This window comes from Arcobacter acticola (assembly GCF_013177675.1).
Classification (GTDB): Bacteria; Campylobacterota; Campylobacteria; order Campylobacterales; family Arcobacteraceae; genus Aliarcobacter; species Aliarcobacter acticola.
In genome coordinates, this window is the sequence record NZ_CP042652.1 from 926,311 (window position 1) to 948,847 (window position 22,537).

General features: G+C 27.5%; 27 protein-coding genes. 25 read left to right on the top strand and 2 right to left on the bottom strand.

Annotated elements, in window-relative coordinates; all coding sequences use genetic code 11:
* Positions 1 to 103 precede the first annotated feature (103 nt).
* The 23 genes from AACT_RS04790 (at position 104) to AACT_RS04900 (ending at position 19,485) form a co-directional block, all read left to right on the top strand.
* Complete coding sequence (locus AACT_RS04790) at positions 104 to 1,072, top strand: Wzz/FepE/Etk N-terminal domain-containing protein (protein WP_172125454.1); 969 nt, start codon at positions 104 to 106, stop codon at positions 1,070 to 1,072.
* Positions 1,073 to 1,075: 3 nt separating this feature from the next.
* The gene (galE, locus tag AACT_RS04795) at positions 1,076 to 2,122 is read left to right on the top strand and encodes a UDP-glucose 4-epimerase GalE (protein WP_172125456.1); all 1,047 of its coding nucleotides are present in this window, start codon (positions 1,076 to 1,078) and stop codon (positions 2,120 to 2,122) included.
* A gap of 12 nt (positions 2,123 to 2,134) precedes the next feature.
* The gene (locus tag AACT_RS04800) at positions 2,135 to 3,403 is read left to right on the top strand and encodes a nucleotide sugar dehydrogenase (protein ID WP_172125458.1); all 1,269 of its coding nucleotides are present in this window, start codon (positions 2,135 to 2,137) and stop codon (positions 3,401 to 3,403) included.
* Between the two features lie 3 nt (positions 3,404 to 3,406).
* Positions 3,407 to 4,375, top strand: a complete 969-nt coding sequence (locus AACT_RS04805; RefSeq protein WP_172125460.1) for a Gfo/Idh/MocA family oxidoreductase — start codon at positions 3,407 to 3,409, stop codon at positions 4,373 to 4,375.
* Positions 4,375 to 4,959, top strand: coding sequence for an acyltransferase (locus AACT_RS04810; protein ID WP_172125462.1), 585 nt, complete (start codon positions 4,375 to 4,377; stop codon positions 4,957 to 4,959). The genes AACT_RS04805 and AACT_RS04810 overlap by 1 nt, the downstream gene beginning before the upstream one ends.
* Positions 4,956 to 6,044, top strand: coding sequence for a DegT/DnrJ/EryC1/StrS family aminotransferase (locus tag AACT_RS04815; RefSeq protein ID WP_172125464.1), 1,089 nt, complete (start codon positions 4,956 to 4,958; stop codon positions 6,042 to 6,044). The genes AACT_RS04810 and AACT_RS04815 overlap by 4 nt, the downstream gene beginning before the upstream one ends.
* Positions 6,045 to 6,089: 45 nt before the next feature.
* Entirely contained in the window at positions 6,090 to 7,322 is a 1,233-nt protein-coding gene (locus tag AACT_RS04820; RefSeq protein WP_228720540.1) for a lipopolysaccharide biosynthesis protein, read from the top strand.
* A 1-nt stretch (position 7,323) separates the two neighbouring features.
* A complete protein-coding gene (locus tag AACT_RS04825) occupies positions 7,324 to 8,700 on the top strand; it encodes a hypothetical protein (protein ID WP_172125466.1) in 1,377 nt (458 codons plus the stop codon).
* On the top strand, positions 8,663 to 9,796 hold the full coding sequence (locus AACT_RS04830; RefSeq protein ID WP_172125468.1) for a glycosyltransferase family 4 protein: 1,134 nt from the start codon (positions 8,663 to 8,665) through the stop codon (positions 9,794 to 9,796). The genes AACT_RS04825 and AACT_RS04830 overlap by 38 nt, the downstream gene beginning before the upstream one ends.
* On the top strand, positions 9,786 to 10,898 hold the full coding sequence (locus AACT_RS04835; protein WP_172125470.1) for a glycosyltransferase family 4 protein: 1,113 nt from the start codon (positions 9,786 to 9,788) through the stop codon (positions 10,896 to 10,898). The genes AACT_RS04830 and AACT_RS04835 overlap by 11 nt, the downstream gene beginning before the upstream one ends.
* Positions 10,895 to 11,977: a non-hydrolyzing UDP-N-acetylglucosamine 2-epimerase gene (gene wecB / locus AACT_RS04840; protein ID WP_172125472.1), complete on the top strand. Its 1,083-nt coding sequence runs from the start codon at positions 10,895 to 10,897 to the stop codon at positions 11,975 to 11,977. The genes AACT_RS04835 and wecB overlap by 4 nt, the downstream gene beginning before the upstream one ends.
* The gene (locus tag AACT_RS04845; RefSeq protein ID WP_172125474.1) at positions 11,970 to 13,169 is read left to right on the top strand and encodes a glycosyltransferase family 4 protein; all 1,200 of its coding nucleotides are present in this window, start codon (positions 11,970 to 11,972) and stop codon (positions 13,167 to 13,169) included. The genes wecB and AACT_RS04845 overlap by 8 nt, the downstream gene beginning before the upstream one ends.
* Positions 13,170 to 13,367: 198 nt before the next feature.
* Positions 13,368 to 13,595, top strand: coding sequence for a ribbon-helix-helix domain-containing protein (locus tag AACT_RS04850; protein WP_172125476.1), 228 nt, complete (start codon positions 13,368 to 13,370; stop codon positions 13,593 to 13,595).
* The gene (locus AACT_RS04855) at positions 13,582 to 13,923 is read left to right on the top strand and encodes a type II toxin-antitoxin system PemK/MazF family toxin (protein WP_172125478.1); all 342 of its coding nucleotides are present in this window, start codon (positions 13,582 to 13,584) and stop codon (positions 13,921 to 13,923) included. The genes AACT_RS04850 and AACT_RS04855 overlap by 14 nt, the downstream gene beginning before the upstream one ends.
* Before the next feature lie 221 nt (positions 13,924 to 14,144).
* On the top strand, positions 14,145 to 14,438 hold the full coding sequence (locus AACT_RS04860) for a hypothetical protein (protein WP_172125480.1): 294 nt from the start codon (positions 14,145 to 14,147) through the stop codon (positions 14,436 to 14,438).
* Positions 14,428 to 14,850 carry a type II toxin-antitoxin system VapC family toxin gene (locus AACT_RS04865; RefSeq protein ID WP_172125482.1) on the top strand — a complete coding sequence of 141 codons (423 nt, stop codon included), beginning with the start codon at positions 14,428 to 14,430 and terminating at the stop codon, positions 14,848 to 14,850. The genes AACT_RS04860 and AACT_RS04865 overlap by 11 nt, the downstream gene beginning before the upstream one ends.
* Positions 14,850 to 15,812, top strand: coding sequence for an MraY family glycosyltransferase (locus tag AACT_RS04870; RefSeq protein WP_172125484.1), 963 nt, complete (start codon positions 14,850 to 14,852; stop codon positions 15,810 to 15,812). The genes AACT_RS04865 and AACT_RS04870 overlap by 1 nt, the downstream gene beginning before the upstream one ends.
* Before the next feature lie 84 nt (positions 15,813 to 15,896).
* Complete coding sequence (locus AACT_RS04875; protein WP_172125486.1) at positions 15,897 to 16,187, top strand: nucleotidyltransferase family protein; 291 nt, start codon at positions 15,897 to 15,899, stop codon at positions 16,185 to 16,187.
* On the top strand, positions 16,184 to 16,756 hold the full coding sequence (gene rfbC, locus AACT_RS04880; protein WP_172125488.1) for a dTDP-4-dehydrorhamnose 3,5-epimerase: 573 nt from the start codon (positions 16,184 to 16,186) through the stop codon (positions 16,754 to 16,756). Before AACT_RS04875 ends, rfbC begins: the two co-directional genes overlap by 4 nt.
* Positions 16,757 to 16,762: 6 nt before the next feature.
* Positions 16,763 to 18,541 (top strand): polysaccharide biosynthesis protein, encoded by a 1,779-nt coding sequence (locus AACT_RS04885; RefSeq protein WP_272953570.1) that lies wholly within the window; start codon positions 16,763 to 16,765, stop codon positions 18,539 to 18,541.
* A gap of 59 nt (positions 18,542 to 18,600) precedes the next feature.
* A complete protein-coding gene (locus tag AACT_RS04890) occupies positions 18,601 to 18,999 on the top strand; it encodes a type II secretion system protein (protein ID WP_172125490.1) in 399 nt (132 codons plus the stop codon).
* 183 nt (positions 19,000 to 19,182) lie between these two features.
* A complete protein-coding gene (locus AACT_RS15710) occupies positions 19,183 to 19,320 on the top strand; it encodes a type II toxin-antitoxin system RelE family toxin (RefSeq protein WP_430385341.1) in 138 nt (45 codons plus the stop codon).
* Between the two features lie 27 nt (positions 19,321 to 19,347).
* Entirely contained in the window at positions 19,348 to 19,485 is a 138-nt protein-coding gene (locus tag AACT_RS04900) for a hypothetical protein (RefSeq protein WP_172125494.1), read from the top strand.
* A 47-nt stretch (positions 19,486 to 19,532) separates the two neighbouring features.
* On the opposite strand, the gene AACT_RS04905 is transcribed toward AACT_RS04900, so the two are convergent.
* Both AACT_RS04905 and AACT_RS04910 read right to left on the bottom strand, forming a co-directional pair.
* On the bottom strand, positions 19,533 to 19,751 hold the full coding sequence (locus AACT_RS04905; protein WP_172125496.1) for a hypothetical protein: 219 nt from the start codon (positions 19,749 to 19,751) through the stop codon (positions 19,533 to 19,535).
* A 55-nt stretch (positions 19,752 to 19,806) separates the two neighbouring features.
* Positions 19,807 to 20,607, bottom strand: a complete 801-nt coding sequence (locus tag AACT_RS04910; RefSeq protein ID WP_172125498.1) for a DNA ligase — start codon at positions 20,605 to 20,607, stop codon at positions 19,807 to 19,809.
* A gap of 144 nt (positions 20,608 to 20,751) precedes the next feature.
* Here AACT_RS04910 and AACT_RS04915 point away from each other — a divergent pair, with 144 nt between their 5' ends.
* Positions 20,752 to 21,294: an adenine phosphoribosyltransferase gene (locus tag AACT_RS04915; protein WP_172128549.1), complete on the top strand. Its 543-nt coding sequence runs from the start codon at positions 20,752 to 20,754 to the stop codon at positions 21,292 to 21,294.
* Between the two features lie 30 nt (positions 21,295 to 21,324).
* Entirely contained in the window at positions 21,325 to 22,536 is a 1,212-nt protein-coding gene (gene trpB / locus AACT_RS04920; RefSeq protein WP_172125500.1) for a tryptophan synthase subunit beta, read from the top strand.
* The last annotated feature ends 1 nt before the right edge of the window (position 22,537 follow it).

Consider the following 22,537-nt stretch of genomic DNA (forward strand, 5'->3'; position numbering starts at 1 on the left):
AGATTTTACGAATTTTAAAAGAATTTAACAAAAATTTCAAAAAAGAGTCATTTGAGAGTCATTTGATTGGTATAATTATAAGATAAAATATAAGGTGTGAAAATTGGAAGAAAAAGTATATGTTGAAGAAGAGATTGATTTAAGAGATTTATTTAAAACTATTTGGGATAGAAGAATATTTATCTTAGTTTTTACTTTAGTGGTTACTTTGTTAGCTATAGTTTATGTAAGTATCAAAACACCAATATACGAAGTAAAAGCTTTACTCGAAATAGGTAGTTATAAAACAGAAATTGTAAATGAGCAAGGGCAAACTACTATTGAAACTAAAAATTTAGATGATGCAAATGAATTATCTAAAAAGCTTTCAATGATTTTTATAGATTTGAAAGAAAATGAAAAAGATAAAGAATTCGAAATTACAAAAATCAATCTTTCAAAAGGCTTGAAAAATTTTATTGAAGTTTCTTCAGAATCAACTTCAAATGATCTTGGAATAAAAGGTTTGAATGAAATAGTTACATACACAAAAGCTATTCACTCAAAGCTATTAAAAGATGTTAAAGAAAAAAATGATTTAGAAATAAAAAATATAGATCTTTTGATTTCAAATATTCAAACTGATAAAATTGTAAATATTAATAAAAAAATAGAATTATATGATCAAAATATAATAAATCTAGAAGAACAAATGAAATCAGTAATAGAAACCTTGAAAAATATGAATACATTAGACTATTCAATAACTGCACTAAAATTGATGGAAAAAAGAGATATATCAAATGAAATAATTTCAAATAAATCAAAACTATATGATTTAATTGAACAAAAAGAAAATATTACAAATATTGATTTAAATAAATTATTGGAAAGAAAAAAGTTATTAGAAACTCTTTCTTTACCACATAATTTTAAGAATACAGAAATAGTTGGAAATATTTTAACAGATGATAATCCAATCAAACCTAAGAAAAAACTTATAGTTGTAGTTGCATTTGTAACAGGATTTATATTGGCTATTTTTATGGTGTTTTTTATACAGTTTGTTAATGGTATTAGAAAAGAAAAGTAAAAAATGAATATTTTAATCACTGGCGGTGCTGGATATATAGGTTCACACACACTTATAGAACTTCATAATGCTGGATATAATTTCATAGTATATGATAATCTTTGTAACTCTTCAGAAGAATCTCTGAAACGAGTTTCTAAAATCATCTCAAAAGATATAATCTTCGAACAAGGCGATATTCGAGATACAGCAACTTTAAAAAAAGTATTTAAAAAATACAGTATTGACTCAGTAATTCACTTTGCAGGATTAAAAGCAGTAGGTGAATCAGTAGAAAATCCATTATCATACTATGACAACAATGTAGTAGGAACACTAAGACTACTAGAAGTTATGAAAGATTTCGGTTGTAAAAAAATAGTATTTTCAAGTTCAGCAACCGTATATAATGAAGTAGATGCAAAAAACTACACACCACTAAATGAGTCAAATCCTACTGGAAACACTACAAATCCATACGGAACAAGTAAATATATGATTGAGAGAATTTTAAATGACCTTTATATCAGTGATAACAGTTTTAAAATAGCAATTTTAAGATACTTCAATCCAGTTGGAGCTCATGAAAGTGGCACAATAGGCGAAGACCCAAATGGAATACCAAACAACCTAATGCCATTTATATCTCAAACAGCTGTAGGAAAAAGAGAGTATTTGAGTGTATTTGGTGGAGACTATGATACAAGTGATGGTACAGGAGTTCGAGACTATATTCATGTGGTTGATTTAGCAGATGCACATGTAAAAGCCATAGACTATCTAGGAAGCGATAAAATCTCACTTCAAAATCAAAAACCACTAATAGTAAATATAGGAACAGGTACAGGATATAGTGTACTTGATATGGTAAAAGCTTTTGAAAAAGCAAGTAATAAAAAAATACCATACAAAATAGTGCCTAGACGAGCAGGAGACATAGCAAAGTGCTATGCTAATCCTTCTTTTGCAAAAGAGGTTTTAGACTGGGAAGCAATAAAAACTATCGAAGATATGTGTACAGATAGTTGGAAATGGCAAAGTAATAATCCAGATGGGTATATACTTAATTAAAATGGAGAATATATGAATAACAAAATATGTATAATAGGACTCGGGTACGTGGGCTTACCTTTAGCGCATGCATTTAGTGAAAAATATGAAGTTGTAGGATTTGATATAAATAAACCTAGAATTGATGAATTAAATTCAGGGTTTGATAGAACTTTAGAGTTAACAGAAAATCAAGTTAAAGAATCATTAAAAAATGGAATGAAATTTACTTTAAATGTTGAAGATATTAAAGATTGTAATATCTATATTGTTACCGTTCCAACTCCTATTGATGATAACAATGAACCAGATTTAACACCTATTGTAAAATCAACTGAAACAATTGCAAAAATATTAAAAAAAGATGATATTGTTATTTATGAATCTACAGTTTATCCAGGTGTTACAGAAGAAGTTTGTGTACCTATTTTAGAAGAATTTTCTGGATTAAAATTTAATGAAACATTTTTTTGTGGATATAGTCCTGAAAGAATTAATCCAGGTGATAAAGAACATACAGTTACTAAGATACTTAAAATTACTTCAGGTTCAACTCCTGAAATTGCAAAAAAAGTAGATAACTTATATAAATCTATTATAACAGCTGGTACACACTTAGCTCCTACTATAAAAGTAGCAGAAGCTGCAAAAGTTATAGAAAATACTCAAAGAGATGTAAACATAGCACTTATAAATGAACTTGCTATGATTTTTGACCTTATGAATATTAATACTCATGATGTTATTGAAGCAGCAGGAACTAAATGGAATTTTATTAAATTAACTCCTGGATTAGTTGGTGGACACTGTATAGGTGTTGATCCATATTATTTAACACATAAAGCTCAAAGTTTAGGATATATGCCTAATCTTATCTTAGGTGCTAGACAAATAAACAATGGTATGAGTAAATTAATAGCAGATAAAGCTATTAAAAAAATGGTTAAATTTGATAAAAAACTAAAAAATGCAAATATATTACTTTTAGGAGTAACATTTAAAGAAAATTGCCCAGATATGAGAAACTCTAAAGTAATGGATATTATTAAAGAATTAAATGAATACGAATGCAATGTTGAAGTATATGATTATTGGGTAGATAGAAGTGATAAAGAAACAAAACATCTTAACTTTATAGATGAACTACCATTAAATAGTAAAAAATATGATTCTATTATAGTTGCTGTTGGACATGATAAATTTAAAGAAATTACAACTGATGATTATAAAAATATGTCAAATGGTGAGCCAATTATTATCGATGTTAAAGGCATCGTAGAAAAACCAACTTGGAGATTATAAAAAATGCCAAATAAAAAAAATTTTGCACTTATAGGTGCTTCTGGATATATAGCACCAAGACACATGAAAGCTATAAAAGAAACTGGTAATGATTTAGTTGCTGCTCTTGATCCATATGATGGAATTGGAATTATGGATAGTAACTTTCCACAAGCTCATTTTTTTACTGAATTTGAAAGATTTGATAGATTTGTCGATAAATGGCATAGAGATGGTAATAAAAAAATAGAATATATTGGAATTACAACTCCAAATTATTTACATGATTCTCATATTAGATTTGCTTTAAAAAATGGTGCACATGCTATTTGTGAAAAACCATTGGTTTTAAATCCTCATAATATTGATCAATTAAAAGTTATTGAAGAAGAAACAGGTAAAAAAGTTTATAATATTTTACAATTAAGACTTCATGATTCAATCATCGCTTTAAAAGAAAAAATAGCAAAAGAATTAGAAGAAAATCCAGATAAAATATATGATATTGATCTAACGTATCTTACTTCAAGAGGTAAATGGTACTTTGTATCTTGGAAAGGGGATGAAGCTAAATCCGGAGGAATAGCATCAAATATAGGTGTTCACTTCTTTGATATGTTATCTTGGATATTTGGACCTATTGAAGAAAATATTGTTCATTTAAAAGAAGCAGATGCAAATGCTGGATTTATGAAACTAAAAAATGCAAATGTAAGATGGTTCTTGTCTGTAAATTATAATTATATTCCTGAAGATATAAAAGCAACTGGGAAAACTACATTTAGAAGTATTACTGTTGATGGTGAAGAATTTGAATTTTCGGAAGGATTTACAGATTTACATACAAGATCTTATGAACATATCTTAAATGGTGGAGGATTTGGTCTTGATGAAGCTAGAAACTCTATAAATATTGTTTCAGTTATACGAAAACTTACTCCTCTTGGACTTCAAGGTGAATATCATCCATTTTGTAAAAAGGTGCTAGTATAATGGAAAATTTTTTTGTACATGAATCTTCATTTATAGATGAAAATGTAAAAATAGGTGATAATACTAAAATATGGCATTTTTCACATATCTTAGGTGGTTCAAATATTGGAGATAACTGTTCTTTTGGACAGAATTGTGTAGTTGGTCCAAAAGTAAATATTGGAAACGGTGTAAAAGTTCAAAATAATATCTCTATATATGAAGGTGTAGAAATAGAAGATGATGTTTTTCTTGGACCTTCTATGGTATTTACAAATGTTACAAATCCAAGAGCATTTATAGTAAGACGTGAAGAGTTTAAAAAAACTATAATGAAAAAAGGTTGTTCAGTTGGTGCAAATGCCACTATAGTTTGTGGTGTAACTATTGGTGAATATGCACTTATAGGAAGTGGAACTGTAGTAAACAAAGATGTAAAGCCATATGCACTTATGGTAGGAGTTCCTGCACGTCAAATAGGATGGGTTTCAAAAGCTGGAAATACACTAAAATTTGATGAAAATAATATGGCTGTTGATAGCTTTGATAATACAAAGTATAAAATAGAAAATGATAATTTGATTTTAATAAAGAGTAAAAAATGAAGATAGATTTCGCAAACTTACAATACCAACATAATCTTTATAAAGATGAAATAGAAGAAGCAATTTTAAAAGTAGCAAGAAATTGTAACTTTATTATGGGAAATGAAGTACAAGAGTTGGAAAAATCACTAGAAGACTTTACTGGTGCAAAATATGCTGTAACTTGTAGTAATGGAACAGATGCACTACTTCTTGCTATGATGGCACTTGATATAAAACCAGGTGATGAAGTGATAACTACTCCATTTACTTTTATAGCAACTGCTGAAACAATAGCATTTTTAGGAGCAACTCCTGTATTTGTAGATATCGATGAAAAAACTTACAATATTGACCCAAATAAAATAGAAGACAAAATAACATCTAAAACAAAAGCTATTATTCCTGTATCACTTTATGGACAAGCAGCTGATATGGATAAAATTCAAGATATAGCAACTAAGCATAATCTAAAAATTATTATTGATGGAGCACAAAGTTTTGGTTGTACTTATAATGGTAAAACAGATTCAAATTTAGGTGATATATCAACAACTTCATTTTTCCCTGCAAAACCGCTTGGATGTTATGGAGATGGTGGAGCAGTATTTACAAATGATGAAAAAATAGCAAATAAAATGAAATCATTAAGACTTCATGGTCAATCAAAAAGATACCATCATAAATATATTGGAATGGGTGGAAGACTTGATACACTTCAAGCAGCTATTTTAAATATAAAACTAAAATATTATCCAAAAGATTTAGCATTAAGACAAGAAGTAGCTTTTAAATATACAAAAGCTTTAGAAACTAAAACAAATCTAATTCTTCCATATATAGATGAAAAAGCTACATCAGCTTGGGCACAATATTCAGTACGAGTAAAAAATAGAGATGAAGTACAAAATAGACTAAAAGAAGCTGGAATACCAACAGCAGTACATTATCCAATGCCTTTACATTTACAAGAATGTTTTTTATACTTAGGATATAAAAAAGGTGACTTTCCTATCTCTGAAATTGTTTCTGATGAGATTATGTCTTTGCCTATGAATCCTTATGTTACTGATGAAGAGATTGAGTATATTGTTGGAAATTTGTAGTTGATAAATAAATTAAAACCTAAATCAGAGTTTTCAAGGAATGTTTTGACTCTTATGACCGGAACTACTATAGCTCAGGCTATACCTATAGCAATAAGTCCTATTTTGACCAGAATATACACTCCTGAAGATTTTGGAGTGTTTGCACTTTATATAGCAATAGCTTCTATAGTATCAGTTATAGCAACAGGAAGATATGAGATGGCAATAATGCTTCCTAAAAAAGATAGTGATGCTATAAATATAGTAGCACTTTCAATGCTAATATCTTTTTTTATAAGTTTTATAACTCTAGTAATAGTTTTTATATTTAATAGTCAAATCACAAATTTACTAAATAATCATGATATATCAAATTGGCTTTATTTTATACCTGTTACTATATTACTTACAGGAATTTATCAAAGTTTTAACTACTGGTCAAATAGAAAAAAACAGTACAAAAGACTAGCAACTAGTAGAGTAGTGCAAAGTGGCTCGACAGCAAGTGCAAATCTAGGTATGGGATTTGGTGGACTTGGAAGTAGTGGACTTATAATTGGACAAGTTTTAGGACAAAGTATTTCTACAACTATCTTAGGAAAGTTAATATGGAATGAAGATAAAAATAAACTAAAAGAGATTAAAAACTTAAAAATATTTGCTATGGCAAGAAGATATATTAAATTTCCTAAATATGATATTCCATCAAATTTATTCAGTGTTTTGTCTTTACAAATTAGTAACATATTGTTTAATATACTATTTACTTCTACAATTGCAGGTTTTTATTTTTTTATAAATAAAATATTGAATGTACCTATTATATTGCTTTCTAGAACCTTAGGGGATGTTTTTAAACAAAAAGCAGCAGAAGATTATATAAAATTTAAAAGTTTTAAAAATATTTATTTGATTACATTAAAAAAATTAATCTTAATATCTTTTTTACCTGCGTTTATTTTATTTATATATGCAGTAGAAATAGTTACTTTTATATTCGGTTCAAATTGGAAAGTATCTGGTGAAATTGCACAAATTTTAATACCAATGTTTTTTTTGAAATTTAGTATTAGTCCATTGACTTATACCTTTTATATTGTAGAGAAGCAACATTTAAATTTAATTGGGCAAATGATATTACTATTATTTACATTATTAAGTTTTTATTTAGGATATATTAATAATTACTTTTTTTTAACAGTTTATTGTATTTCTATTTCTTATAGTATATTTTATTTCATTAATTTATTAGTAACATATAAATTAGTAGAAAAAAAATTACCAAAAGTTAACTAGCATGATAGTCTTAGCAAGATTCACTCTTTTTTTTATGATGATAAGTTCATTACTTATATATCTATTCACAAATATTAAACTTATAGGTGAAGGTTCGCCTGCTTTAGTTGTATTGGCTTTTTCAGTATTACTTGGTGGTCTCTTGATTGTACTAGAAGTACTTCTAAAGCAAAATGTTTATATCAAAAAATCATTTTTGTTTTTAATACTATTTTTTACATATGTTATTGTAAATATTACTTTAAATCGTCCAAATGATTTAAAAGCTTTATTACTCGCAACTAGTGGTGGAATAATTCTTTTTTATATTCTTGGTAGCTTAGTTTCAACTAATTTACTTTATATCAAAGAGAAAATATTAAACTCAAATCAATTTTTAAATATGTTTAACTTTTTTTACACTGCTTTTTCTTTTCTATTTTTAGTACTTTTTTTAGATACCTTTGCAACTCTTATGGAAAATGTAAGAACAGACTTGTTTTTGTTAGCTGATTTGGATGGAATGTATCAAAGACCAGGAACATTTTTGGTTATAAGTTTTTTTATATATTCATTTATGACTGCATTTTTTCTTTTTGTAAATAAGTATGCTAAAAAAAGTAAAATTTCAGTTTTGATGAGTTTTGTATTGTTTGGGCTTTATTGTTTACTGACTATTGGAGGAATGCTACTTTCTCAAATGATAGGTTCAAATAACACTTTAGTCAATCTAGGTGGATTGTTATTTGCTACTACTATATTTTATATTTTTATGAACTTTACAAAATCAGAAAATATGCTGTCTTATATAAAGCTAAATATCAAAAAAATCTTTTTGAGCAAGCTTGGTTCTAAGCTTTTTGGTTCTATATTTATCTCTCTTTTTGTAGTACTAGTCTTACTTGTAGGATTGATAAACTACCTTGATATAGATTTGGATCAGTTTAGAATATTTGGTTTTGGTTCTGGAGAAGTAAGTTCTATAAGTAGTAGACTTGAGTTATGGAATAATTTTACTATTCAATTTGATTATAATCCAATTTTTGGAAATATGGCAGTAGATGCTTTAACAACAGGTGAAGGAACTTATACTCACAGTTTCATAGCTACACTTCTCACACATTTAGGCATGGTTGGGTTTATACTCTTTTTTATATATCTTTTCATTGCTATCAAAGAAAAGTTAAAAAATAGTAATAATCTTTATGTAAATAATTTATTTGCATTATACAGTTTAATAGTTTTCGCAGGAATATTTGCTATAGCATCATTTGGAACTTTTATCACATGGATTCCATTTTGGTTTTTACTTGGATTAATTTTCCCACCAATAGTATTTAAAAATAGAAAGGAATTAAACTTTGAAAAAAGTAATATCAATAGTACTAAACAACTTTAAAAACGATAGTCGAGTTTTAAAAGAAAATATATCACTTCAAAAAGCTGGTTATGAAGTGCAAGTAGTGGCACTACATGAAGAACCATTAAAAGAGTTTGAAGAAGTTCAAAACATACTTGTACATAGAGTGAAACTCAAAAGTCGTGGATGGTCAAAGCATAAACTAGTACAACTTCTAAAATATTTTGAGTTTATATATAGGGTAGTTAAACAGTATAAAAATAGTGATATTATTCATTGTAACGACCTAAATTCACTTCCAATAGGTGTGATAATAAAAAAGTTTTTCAATCGTGATGTAAAAATAGTCTATGATGCACATGAATATGAAACAGAGTTAAATGGTCTCAAGGGTATTCAAAAAAAGCTTGTAAAGTGGCTAGAAAAAAAACTTATAAAATATTCAGATAAAGTTATTACAGTAAGTGATGCTATAGCAGATGAATATGTAAAACTTTATGACATAAAAAAACCTGCATTAGTTTTAAACACCCCACCATACAAAGAGATACAAAAGAAAAATATATTTAGAGAGACTTCGGGTATTGGTGAAAATCAAACTATATTTTTATATCAAGGTGGACTCTCAAAAGGTAGAGGTATAGAGATACTTCTTGAAGCATTTAAAAGTATAAATAACGAAAATATAGTTATAGTTTTCTTGGGATATGGCCCACTTGAAAGTATGATACAAGAAGTATCAAAAGAGTATAACAATATATATTTTCACAAAGCTGTATCTCCTGATATATTACTTGACTATACTAATAGTGCTGATTTTGGTATATCGACTATTGAAGATACTTGCTTAAGCTATCGTTATTGTTTACCAAATAAGATGTTTGAATATCTTATGGCTGAGTTACCTGTTATAGTATCTAATCTTTATGAGATGAAAAGACTTGTTGAATTAAATAATATAGGAACAGTAGCAAAAGAAAATACACCAGATGGATTAAAAAAAGCGATAGAAGAAGCTGTGAAGTTAGATAAAGAAGAACTAAAAATTAACATTCAACAACTCAAAACTATTTATAATTGGGAAGAGCAAGAGAAAGTTTTACTTGATGTTTATAGGAATTTATATGCAAACTAAAATAACCCATCTTACATCTGCACATGGCAGATACGACACAAGAATATTTCTTAAAATGTGTAGTTCTTTAGCAAAAAATGAAAACTATGAAGTTAGTTTAGTAGTAGCTGATGGTAAAGGCAATGAAGTTAAAAATGGTGTAAATATAGTAGATGTCGGAGCAAAAACTGGTGGTAGAATATCGCGTATGACAAGAACTGTAAAAAAAGTTTTTCAAAAAGCAAAAGAGTTAGATAGTGATATATATCATCTTCATGATCCAGAACTTATACCAATAGGATTGAAGCTTAAAAAGCTTGGTAAAAAAGTGATATTTGATGCACATGAGGATTTACCAAAACAGTTACTTGGAAAGCCATATCTAAATAAAGCTGCTAAGATAATACTCTCAAAAGGTTTTGAAGTTTATGAAAAGTATAGTTTAAAAAAGTTTGACTATATTATCACAGCAACCCCTTATATAAAAGATAAATTTTTAAAGATAAATAAAAATAGTATAGATATAAATAATTTCCCAATTTTGGGAGAACTTTCAAATGATACACAATGGAGTGAAAAAAAAGATGAAGTTTGTTATGTAGGTGGAATTGGAGAAGTTCGTGGTATAAAAGAGATGGTGAAAGCTATGGAGTTTATCCATAGCGCTAGACTAAATCTGGGTGGTTTTTTTGCAGAAAAAAATGTAGAAGAGGAAGTAAAAACTTATGATGGATGGCAAAAAGTAAATGAACTTGGCTTTTTAGATAGAGATGGAGTATCAAAAGTCTATTGCCAATCAAAAGCTGGACTTGTAACACTTAGACCTATTGTAAATTATCTTGATGCACTGCCTGTGAAGATGTTTGAGTATATGGCGGCTGGACTTCCTGTAATATCTTCAGATATTAAACTTTGGAAAGAGATAATTAATGATGCACAATGTGGAATATGTGTAAATCCACTTGATCCAAAAGAAATTGCAGATGCTATACAATATATTGTTACTCATCAAAAAGAAGCTGAAAAGATGGGACAAAATGGTAAAAAAGCAGTTTTAGAAAAGTATAATTGGACTGTTGAAGAGAAAAAATTATTTAAATTATATAGAGAATTAATAAAATGATAAAAATACTAACAATATTAGGGTCATGTCCTCATTTTATAAAATCAGGAAGTGTTTCAAGAGAAATTACAAAACATAAAGAAATAGAAGAAATCATAGTTCATACGGGTCAACACTATGATTCAAATATGAGTGATATATTTTTTGATGAAATGCAAATACCTAAACCAAACTATTTTTTAGGTATTGGTGGTAAATCTCATGGTGCTATGACTGGACAGATGATAGAGAAAATTGAAGAAGTAGCTTTAAAAGAAAATCCTGATTGGATTATGGTTTACGGAGATACAAATTCTACACTAGCTGGTGCAATAGTAGCAAGTAAACTTCATATAAAACTAGCTCATATAGAGGCAGGACTTAGAAGTTTCAATATGAAAATGCCAGAAGAAGTAAATAGAATACTTACAGATAGAGTAAGTAACATTTTATTTTGCCCAACTGATACAGCTATACAAAATCTTAAAAATGAAGGATATGAAAATCTTGATTGTAAGATAGTGAAAAGTGGTGATGTTATGCAAGATGGAGCAATTTTCTATAAAAATCTAGCAGTAAAACCAAATATTGAAATAAAACAAGATTTTATACTTTGTACTATTCATAGAGCTGAAAATACAGATGATGAAAATAGACTAAGAAGTATTTTTGAAGCATTAAATGAAATAGCTAAAGAAAAACAAGTAATTTTACCACTTCATCCAAGAACAAAAAAAATCTTAGAAAATTTAAAATTAAATATACAAAATCTTACGATTATAGATCCAGTTGGTTATCTTGAAATGGTATGGCTAATAAATAATTGCGATTTTGTTATGACAGATAGTGGAGGACTTCAAAAAGAGGCATATTTTTTTGAAAAACAATGTATTACATTAAGAGATGAAACAGAATGGGTAGAGCTTGTAGAATGTGGAGCAAATACATTAGTTGGTGCAGATATATATAAAATAGTTTCTAGTTATAAGTCGATAGTTGATAGTCTAAAAACTAAAAACCACAAACTATGGACTAAAGACTTATACGGTGGTGGTAAAGCTAGTAATAATATTATAAAAGAGTTAGTATCTTATGAGTAAAAAACAAGTTTGGATTATAAATCATTATGCTTTTCCTTATGGATATGGATTTCATACAAGAGCCCATACTATTGCAAAGATGTTGAAAAACTTAGGGTATGAAGTGACTATTTTTGCATCATCTTTTAATCATCTTAAAACAAAAGAAGTTCAAATTGAAAATATTTATAAAGAAGAGATCCATGATAATATAAAATACATGTGGATAAATACGAAAGAGTATCAAGGTAATGGCTTGGGTAGAATAAAAAATATATTTGAGTTTTCAAAGAATTTGAATAGTATTTATAAAGATTTTGATGATAAGCCTGATATTGTTTGGGTTTCTTCTCCGCATCCTTTTAGTATTTATAATGGTATAAGAATTAAAAATTATTTTAAAAGTAAATTTATATATGAAGAGAGAGATATATGGCCACTTACTTTGCAAATACTAAATGGTGTGAGTAAATATAATCCATTAGTTATGGTATTTAGATATTTACAACTTCAAGCATATAAATATAGTGATATGATAGTCACTCCTCTTGATAACTTAAAAGAATTTGTAAATAAAAGTGGATATAAAAATAAAAATATAGAATACCTTCCTCAGCCTTTTGTTCCATTCCCGTTTGAAACATTTGATATAGATTTACCAAAAGATAAGTTTATAGTAGGATATGTTGGAAGTATTGGTCATTCAAATAGTGTGATGAATCTTCTAAAAGCTGCTAATTTATTAAAAGAAAATACAGATATCTATTTTTTGATGGTTGGAGATGGGCCACAACTTGATGAACTAAAAAAGTTTGTAAAAGAAAAAAAAATACTAAATGCAAAGTTTTTTGGTAAGTTAGAAAAAAAACAAGCTATGTATGTTTTATCTCAATGTAATATTTTGTATAAAGGTCATCCTGATATTAAATTATATAATTATGGATTATCAGCAGTAAAATTAAACGAGTATATGTATTCTAATAAACCTATAGTACATGCTGTTAATTTAAAAAATGATTCAGTAGTTAAATCAAGCTGCGGTTTAAATATTTTGCCTGAAAATGAAGAAGAATTAAAAAATGCAATTTTAAAATTAAAAGAAGATGATATTCTATATGATAAATGTTCAAATAATGGCAGACAATATGTAGAAGAAAATTTCATGGAAGATAAAATAGAAGAAAAATTAAAGATGATAATGAATAGATTATGACTTAACAAGCGACTTTATGGAAGCTTGGAAGTGGATAATAGTATCACAAAAAAGAAATTAAATCTATCAAATCCATATACAGTAGAAGAGGGGATAAAGTTAATGTTGAATGGCGAATTATGAATTAAAGAGAAAGAATACTAAGTTTTAATTATTGTATGATAAAATACTGTATTATAAAATATAAAAGGATAACTCATGGTAGCAACGGTACGACTAGATGACAATCTTGAAAATACTCTAAATAGAGTTTCAAAAATACTTCATAAGAAAAAAAGTGACGTGATAAGAGATGCTATAACTTTCTATGCTCAAAATATAGAAGAAAATAAAAAATCAAGAATTTTAAGTGCAGTAGAAAAAACAAAAAATATAGATAAAAAAGAGTTCAAAGATTTTGAGGATATTTCTGATGATGGTATCTAGAAGTGAAATTTGGCTTGCAAATTTGAATCCTGTAAAAAAAAACAATGAAATGGGGAAAGTAAGACCAGTACTAGTGTATCAAAATGATGAACTAAATCATAGTGATTACCCAACTACTATTGTTATACCTCTAAGTACCCAGTTGGTAGATGATGCAGAGCCTATACGAATAAGAATAGATAAAAAAGAAAAACTAAAAGAAGACTCAGATTTAGTTCTAACACATATCCGAGCTATTGATAATAATAGATTTATAGAAAAACTAGCAACTCTAGATATTAAACAAATGCAAAAAGTAAAAGAACTTTTTGAAGAGATAGTTCAATGATTTATGTAATTTTTTGAAAGTCTATTAAAGATATTAAAACCATCATTCCATAAAAGACTTTATGGAAGTTTAGAAGTGGATAATACTATCACAAAAGAGAAGTTAAATTTAGTCAATCCTTATAGTGTAGAAGATGGGATAAAGTTAATGTTGGATGGTAAATTTTAAATGTTTAATGTACGATATGCTACAATATATCAAAATACAATAAGGAGCATAAGATGACAATGAAAGTAGGAATGAGAGAATTAGCTAGAAATTCTAATATTTTAGATGGGTATGATTATGTGGAAGTTGAAGATAAGAAGACTCATGAATATAAAGGTCTTTTTATATCTCCTAAGTATGCAGATGAGTTTAAGGCGTTTTTGGAAGAAAAAATTGCAAAAAATATGCAAGAAAAACTAGACAGAATAGAAGAGTTTGCAGGCAAAGGAAGAATTCATGAAAGATTTAATAATCTGACATCAAGAGAGATAAGAGAAAAAATAGCTCAGGAAAAATATGCACAATAGTAAAATATATTTAGATACTAATGTAGTGGCAGATATTATAGATGAAACTCGTATGAATCATACAATATCTTTAAAACTTTTGAAGTATCTAGCATTAAATAATTGTAATATATATATCAGTGAAGATATGCTAACTACATTGTATTATATTTTAAAAGATAAGAAAGAAATATTAATATTTTTTAAGAATTTAGTATTTATTGACTGGAATGTATCGGCTTTTGGCTTAGATGTCATCAAAAGTGCAACAAATTTATCACTTGAAAATAGTCTTGATTTAGAAGATGTTCTACAATGTTTATGTGCAAAACAAAATGGATGCGAAGTACTAATCACAAATGACAATAAGTTTTATGATTGTGGATTAGAGATATATAAAACTGTTGAATTTTTAGATAAATACGATATATAATGATATATATAATATTACTAATTCTTTCATTTTTACTTACATATTTCATAAAAAACTACATGATAAAAAAGTCACTAGTTGCCAGTGTAAATGAAAGAAGTTCTCACACAACTCCGACTCCTCATGGTGGAGGGATAGCACTGTCTTTGACTTGGTTTTTAGGTTTAGGTTATCTTTATTTTATGGGTGAGATAGAAGCTAGTCTTTTTTATGCTTTACTATTTGGTGCTGTTATTAGTATAGTTAGTTTTTTTGATGATATATATGAGTTAAGTCCAAAGCTAAGACTTATTGTTCAAAGTTTGATTGCTGTTGGTGGTATATTTGCTATTGGTGGATTAAATCAGATTGATTTAGGTTTTTTTGTTATCGAAAATCAGATTATTACAAATATTTTTGCATTTTTTATGATAGTTTGGTTTATAAATCTTTATAATTTTTTAGATGGAATAAATGGTTATGCAGGAAGCGAAGCTGTGTTTTTAGCTCTTGCTGGATTTGTTTTATTTGGTGGAGCACATTTTGCAGTTTTAGCTGTAGCAGTTCTTGGATTCTTGTTTTGGAATTGGAATAAAGCGAAGATATTTATGGGAGATGTTGGTAGTACACTTCTTGGATACAATATCGCTATCTTTACACTTTATTATGCAAATCAAGAATCAAGTAATCTATGGATTTGGATTATCCTTTTTGGAGTATTTTGGTTTGATGCAACCTTAACCCTACTTCGAAGAAAAAGAAATGGCGAACAATTAAGCCAAGCCCATAAAAAACACGCTTATCAAAGACTGACTCAAAGTGGATGGAGTCACTACAAAGTAACTAACTATTCTATAGGATTAAACTTTGTGTTATTTGCTATAGTTTATTTTGTATCAAATATTTTTGTGGCTTTTTTATTAGCATTGATAGTGCTATATATTTCTATGAAATTTGTTGATAGGAAAAAGGCTTTTGAATAATTATACATATGATATAATCAGTATCAAAAATTATTATTAATGCGGGTATATTATGAAACAAAGTGATACTAAAGAAATTTTGAAATGAGATTAGAAAAAATAGTGATCGGTAAAATAAAAGATGCTGTTTATGAAAGTTTTGGAAATGTGAATATATACCTTTTTGGAAGTAGAACTGATGATATGAAAAAAGGTGGAGATATTGATATTGCAATTGATGTAAATTTAACTGCAACTCAATTTCGTAAAAATAAAATAAAATTTCTGGTAAATCTTTTTAAAAAAGATTTTGATTTAAAAATAGATATAGTGAATTATAATACAAAAGATTCATTACTAAAAAAACAAATAGAAAAGAATGCAATTTTAATATGAAATACTCAAGACTAGAAATTCCAGAACTGATACTATGTGAGCCAAAAATCAATGAAGACAATAGAGGATTTGTATATGAATCATTTAAAAAAGAATCTTTTAATGATTTCTTAGGATTTGATATTGATTTTTGTCAAGACAATCTATCTTATAGTAAATATGGTGTTATACGAGGACTTCATACAAATACACTAAATCATGCTCAATCAAAGCTTATTAGTGTATTAAAAGGAAAAATCCTAGATGTTGCTGTTGATTTTAGAACAGGAAGTCCAACTTATGGAAAAAGTATAGCTATTGAGCTAAGCTGCGAAAATCATAAGCAGTTTTTTATTCCTAGAGGATTTTTACATGGTTTCTCTATTTTAAGTGAAGATGCAGTTGTTTTGATAAAAATAGATAGATATTTTGCAGAAGGTGAGAGTATTGGTGTGAAATATGATGATGAAAATTTAGATATTGATTGGAAAATTCCAAAAGACTTAGAAATACTCTCTGATGGCGATAAAAAATTATTAAATTTTAACAGTTTTTCATCACCATTTAACTATAATACTAAACTTTATTAAATAAGGATTATTTTGTTATTAACTCCATCTCCATTAAAAAGAATCTTATTTTTTTTATTAAGTGATACTTTGATATCGCTCTTTACATTGTATTTCGCATATAATCTAAGATTTAATTTTCAAATACCATTGAATTTTATAGATAACTTTGCATTTATTTTTATAGTTTTATTATTACTAAAAATATTTGTTTTTATAAATTTTAGATTATATAGAACTGCGTGGAGATTTTTTTCATTATATGAGATAAAAAAGATTTTAATAGCTCACATTATAGTTTATAGTTTATTTTTTATTATATTTTTGATATTCAAAGATTATATGCTTCCTCTTGCTAGAAGTATTATTATTATAGATTTTATGTTGTCTTTGGTATTTATCTCCCTTCTTAGACTTTCAAAAAGAATTATCTTAGAAAGTGGTAAAAATGCAAAATACAAAAATACTTTGATTATAGGTGCGAATTCTTCAATCAGTAGTTTACTTCATGATAAAAAAAATTTAGAATACACTCCTGTAGCTATTGTCGATGGTAGTGAACTACTTATTGGAACTTATATTTTAAATCTAAAAGTTTACTCTTTTGATGACTTAAAAAGAGTTATAAAATCTAAGAGTATTGAAGCGGTTATTATTTCAAAAGATTATTCTCAAAAAAGATTACTAGAGATATATGATGCTTTAAATGAGATGGAAATAAGTGATATAAAAATTGTAAATACTTTATCAAGTGGAAAAATTAAAGAGTTAAAAGACATTGGAGTTGAAGATTTACTTGCACGACACCCAAAAGACTTAGATAAAGAAAAAATACAAAATTTTATAAAAGATAAAGTAGTTCTAATAACAGGTGCAGGTGGAAGTATAGGAAGTGAAATCAGTAGACAATGTAATCTTTTTGGAGCAAAGCAGTTGATTTTACTAGATCATAGTGAATATAATCTTTATCAAATAACAGAAGAGTTAAAAGATGCAAATATAGTATCTGTGATGCAAACAGTTAGAAAAACAGAGTTTTTAGAAGCAACTTTTAAAAAATATAAACCAAATATCGTGATTCATGCAGCTGCATATAAACATGTACCTTTAGTAGAAGATAATATCTTAGAAGGTATTTCAAATAATATTATAGGTACTAAAAACTGTATAGATTTATCTATAGAATATGGTGTTGAAAAATTTGTTCTTATCTCTACAGACAAAGCAGTACGTCCTACAAATGTAATGGGAACTACAAAAAGAATTTGTGAACTATATGCACAAAATGTAAAAAGTGGAAAAACAGAAATCGTAGCTGTTCGATTTGGAAATGTTTTAGGAAGTAGTGGAAGTGTAATCCCTAAATTTAAAGCACAAATAGAATCAGGGCAAAATATCACTGTTACTCATCCTGATATCACTAGATACTTTATGTTAATACCAGAAGCCTGTGAGCTTGTATTACAAGCTGCAAGTATTGGAAAAGGTGGTGAAATATTTATCCTTGATATGGGTGAGCCTATTAAAATAGTTGATTTAGCAAAAAAGATGATTGAATTAAGTGGAAAAGATAATATCTCAATAGAATTTTGTGGTTTAAGACCAGGTGAAAAATTATATGAAGAGTTACTGATAAACGATAGTGATAAAAATACAGATTATGAGTCTATTACAGTTGCTAGTTCTACGTATTTTGATATAGATGAATTAAATACAAAAATAGATGAACTATTAGTTTGTGAAGATAAAATCTCAAAATTAAAAGAAATAGTTCCAGAATTTAAGCATCAACTTAATAATAAATAATCTTATTTTAAGAACCAATCCATTATAATAATTATTAATATTATTAAAAAGGATTATTTATGAAAAATGCATTTTCTCTTTTAGAATTGATTTTTGCTATTGTTATTTTGGGTATTGTGGCTTCTTTTGCTGTTCCTAAGTATTTGGATACAAAGGATAGTGCTTTGGTTTCTACTTTAAAACGTGATATTTCTACGAGTGTTTCTTCTATACAAAGTTATTATTTATTAAATCAAAAAATTGATAAAATAAGTGATGCTATAAATGTAAACGAAACTAATTGGACTCTAAGTGATACAAAAATTACTGATAAAAATGAATGTCTGTCTTTAGAGGTAAAAACATCAGATGAAGGAAATAAATCGTTAGAATTAGCTCTTGATGATACAAAGACAGCTAATATATGTGTTAAATTAATAGCGTCAGGGTTAGAAAATACTACTTATGAGTTGTATTGATACTATTTCTCTTTTTTAACCCTTCAAAAGAACTCTACATTTGATTTAAATCAATTTGTAGAGATTCTTTATAAAAAATCTACTATGACTTCAATTTATTAAAACTTTATTTTAGATGAGCTAGAAATTTTTATCAATAATTTTGATGAAGATTACGAAAGAGAGTTAATTAATTCAACAAAAATAAAAGCTTTAAAAGGTGAATTTAAAGGCCTTTATAGATTGAGACTAAGAACATATAGTGTTATATATGAAAAACGAAATGAAAGATTAGTTATTTTAGTTCTTAGAGTTTCACATAAGAAAGACATTTATAAATAAAGAATTATTAGGTAAAAGGATAAAAAAATGGAAAAAGAATTTTATTTAGAACTTTCAGTTAGCCCATCTGAAGAGTTAACAAAAAGAATAGAGAATATAAAAGAGGAACAAAATATCCAGATTTATAAAGATTGTAGCGAGCTTTTCGAAGATTTAGGTATCTGATTTAATTTCTTTTAACATTTTTATCAAATTCAGGGATAGTAAGTATATTACAATGCATTAAGTAAATCTTCTATAGGTTTAGCTTCAATTTTTCCTTTTTTGATCATATTCATTTCATTAACAGCTTGTGTAATGCTATTTTTTACTTCTTGGTTTACAGAATAATTCTCTTTGATTGTAATTCCTTCATCTTTAAAATGTTTTAATAACCAAATTACTTTTTCAGCTACATTTTCTTGTTCGATTTCTAGAGTATATGATTTCATAAAAATTCCTTCATAAATTTTACTTATTATATCAAAAAAAAATTAATTTGATTTTCTATTCCTCTTTCCTAACTCTCAAAAAAGAAGCAAACTTTGGCTTATCATTTTTAGTAAATCCATAGTATTTAAAAGTCACTATATCTCCAGTTTTTGGTGGATTTAGTCTTTCTTTATGAGAAAAACCGCCACCTAGATTAAAAACTACTCCATCTTCTAGTTTTATTTTTAGGCTTCTGAATTTTTTATCTTTATAGTTGTGTCCTATTACTTGTCCTTCCATATCTTCGAATTTTTTTACCTTTAGAATTTCATTGCTTCTTCCAGAAAAATAGTCTATATTTGGGTTTTTTATTATGATGCCTTCTGCTTTTTTATTTATTAATTCTTGCAGATATTTTTCTAGATGTTCTTGATTTTTACATTTTATTTGAGGAATGATTTTTATGAGCTTATTTGGGCTTTCTTTTAGATAATTTTCTATTATTGATACTCTTTCTTCGAAATTTCCCTTTGAATTTGGCACTTCGAAGATATTGTATGTAATTTCTTTCCATTTTTCTGAGGGGATTTTATCTAAAACTATGCTTTGAATATTTTCAAAGTCATCTCTTTGGGTCCATAATTCACCATCTAATTCAAAGCTTGGAAAATCTTTTGTGAACCATATTGGCGCATATATTTTATTTCCATTTTTTGTATATAAATCTTTCCCATCCCAATACGCTCGTATTCCATCTAGTTTTTCACTCATTATCCAGCCTTTTATTTCATGTTTTTGCTTATCATATATTTTTGGTTTTTGAAGTTCTATCGAATATAGATTTATGATAATTAACAATAGCAGTAAATAGCGCATAGTAAGCCTTTAATAATTTTATTTATTATATTTAATATATTCTTAAATATTTTAAAAACATCATAAAATCATAATAAATATTTAGATAGAATATTTAACTTTTCGCAAAGTATAGTATAAGGATTTAATTTGAGTGAAAATAAGATGTTAAATGAAAATGATAAAAAGATATTATTAGATTCAATTAGAAGTATTAAAGATTTCCCAAAAGCTGGAATTGTTTTCAAAGATATTACAACTTTATTAAATAACAAAGAGGCTTTCAAACTTTTAATGGATCATTTAGAAGATAGATATAAGTCATATAATCTTGATTATATAGCAGGTATTGATTCTCGTGGTTTTATATTTGGAGCTGCACTTGCAGATAGACTTGGTGTTGGTTTTGTGCCTGTTCGAAAAAAAGGAAAGTTACCATCTACAACTGTATGTGAAAAATATGAATTAGAGTATGGATTTGATGAAGTTGAACTTCATCTTGATGCTTTTAATAATCAAAAAAATGTAAATGTTTTATTAATAGATGATATTATAGTAAGTGGTGGAACTGCCTTTGCAGCGGCTACTTTGATTAAAAAACTAGATGTAAATTTAGTTGAAATGTGTTTTTTAATGAATATACATATTTTAAATGGTGCGAAAAAACTCTCTGAAGTTGCACCTGTATATTCTGTACTAGAAATTTAATATAAATCAATATAAAAGAGAAAAATAAATATGAGTAATTATATTCCAAAACCAAGTATATTTGATCCAGATGAAAAAGGTCAGTTTGGTATTTTTGGTGGACAGTATGTGCCTGAAACATTGATGCCAGTTTTAAAAGAATTAGAAATAGAATATAAAAAATATAGATTTGACAAAGAGTTCTGGGCTGAAGTTAATTATCTTTTAAAAGATTATGTAGGACGAGAAAATCCTCTTTATCTTGCAAAAAATATAAGTGAAGAAATAGGTGCAAAAGTTTATCTAAAAAGAGAAGATTTAAACCACACAGGAGCTCATAAAGTAAATAACGTTATAGCTCAAGGCTTACTTGCAAAAAAATTAGGAAAAACAAAAGTTATAGCAGAAACAGGAGCTGGTCAACATGGTGTTGCAACTGCTACAATAGCTGCACTTATGGGACTTGAATGTACTATATTTATGGGTGCAAAAGATGTTGAGAGACAAGAGTTAAATGTATTTAGAATGAAGCTTTTAGGAGCTAAAGTAATTGCTGTTCAAAGTGGAAGTAAAACACTAAAAGATGCTATGAATGATGCTATTAGATACTGGGTTACAAACGCAAGGGATACTTTTTATATAATAGGAACAGTTGCAGGTCCTCATCCATATCCTATGATGGTTCGAGATTTTCAAGCTGTAATTGGCTTTGAAGCTAGAAAACAAATACTTGAAAAAGAGGGAAGACTTCCTGATTATGTTGTTGCATGTATTGGTGGTGGATCAAATGCTATTGGTATGTTCTCACACTTTTTAGAAGATGCTAGTGTTACTTGTATAGGAATAGAAGCAGGGGGCTTAGGGCTTGACACTGATAAACATGGATGTTCACTTGAAAAAGGGAGTCCTGGAGTTTTACATGGTCAATGCTCTTATTTGCTTCAAGATGAAGATGGACAAGTTTTAGAAGCTCATTCTATTAGTGCAGGGCTTGATTATCCAGGAATTGGACCTGAACACTCTTTTCATAAAGATAATAAATCAGTACAATATGATTCGATAACTGATGCTGAAGCTATGGATGCTTTTGTATGGCTAAGTAGAAAAGAGGGTATTATTCCTGCTTTTGAAACAGCTCACGCAGTTGCATATTTAAAGAAAGCAAAAGATAAATTAAAAGGAAAAATTGTTATTATAAACTTATCTGGTCGTGGAGATAAAGATATGATACAAGCAAAGAGTTTGTTAAATTTTGACGAATAAG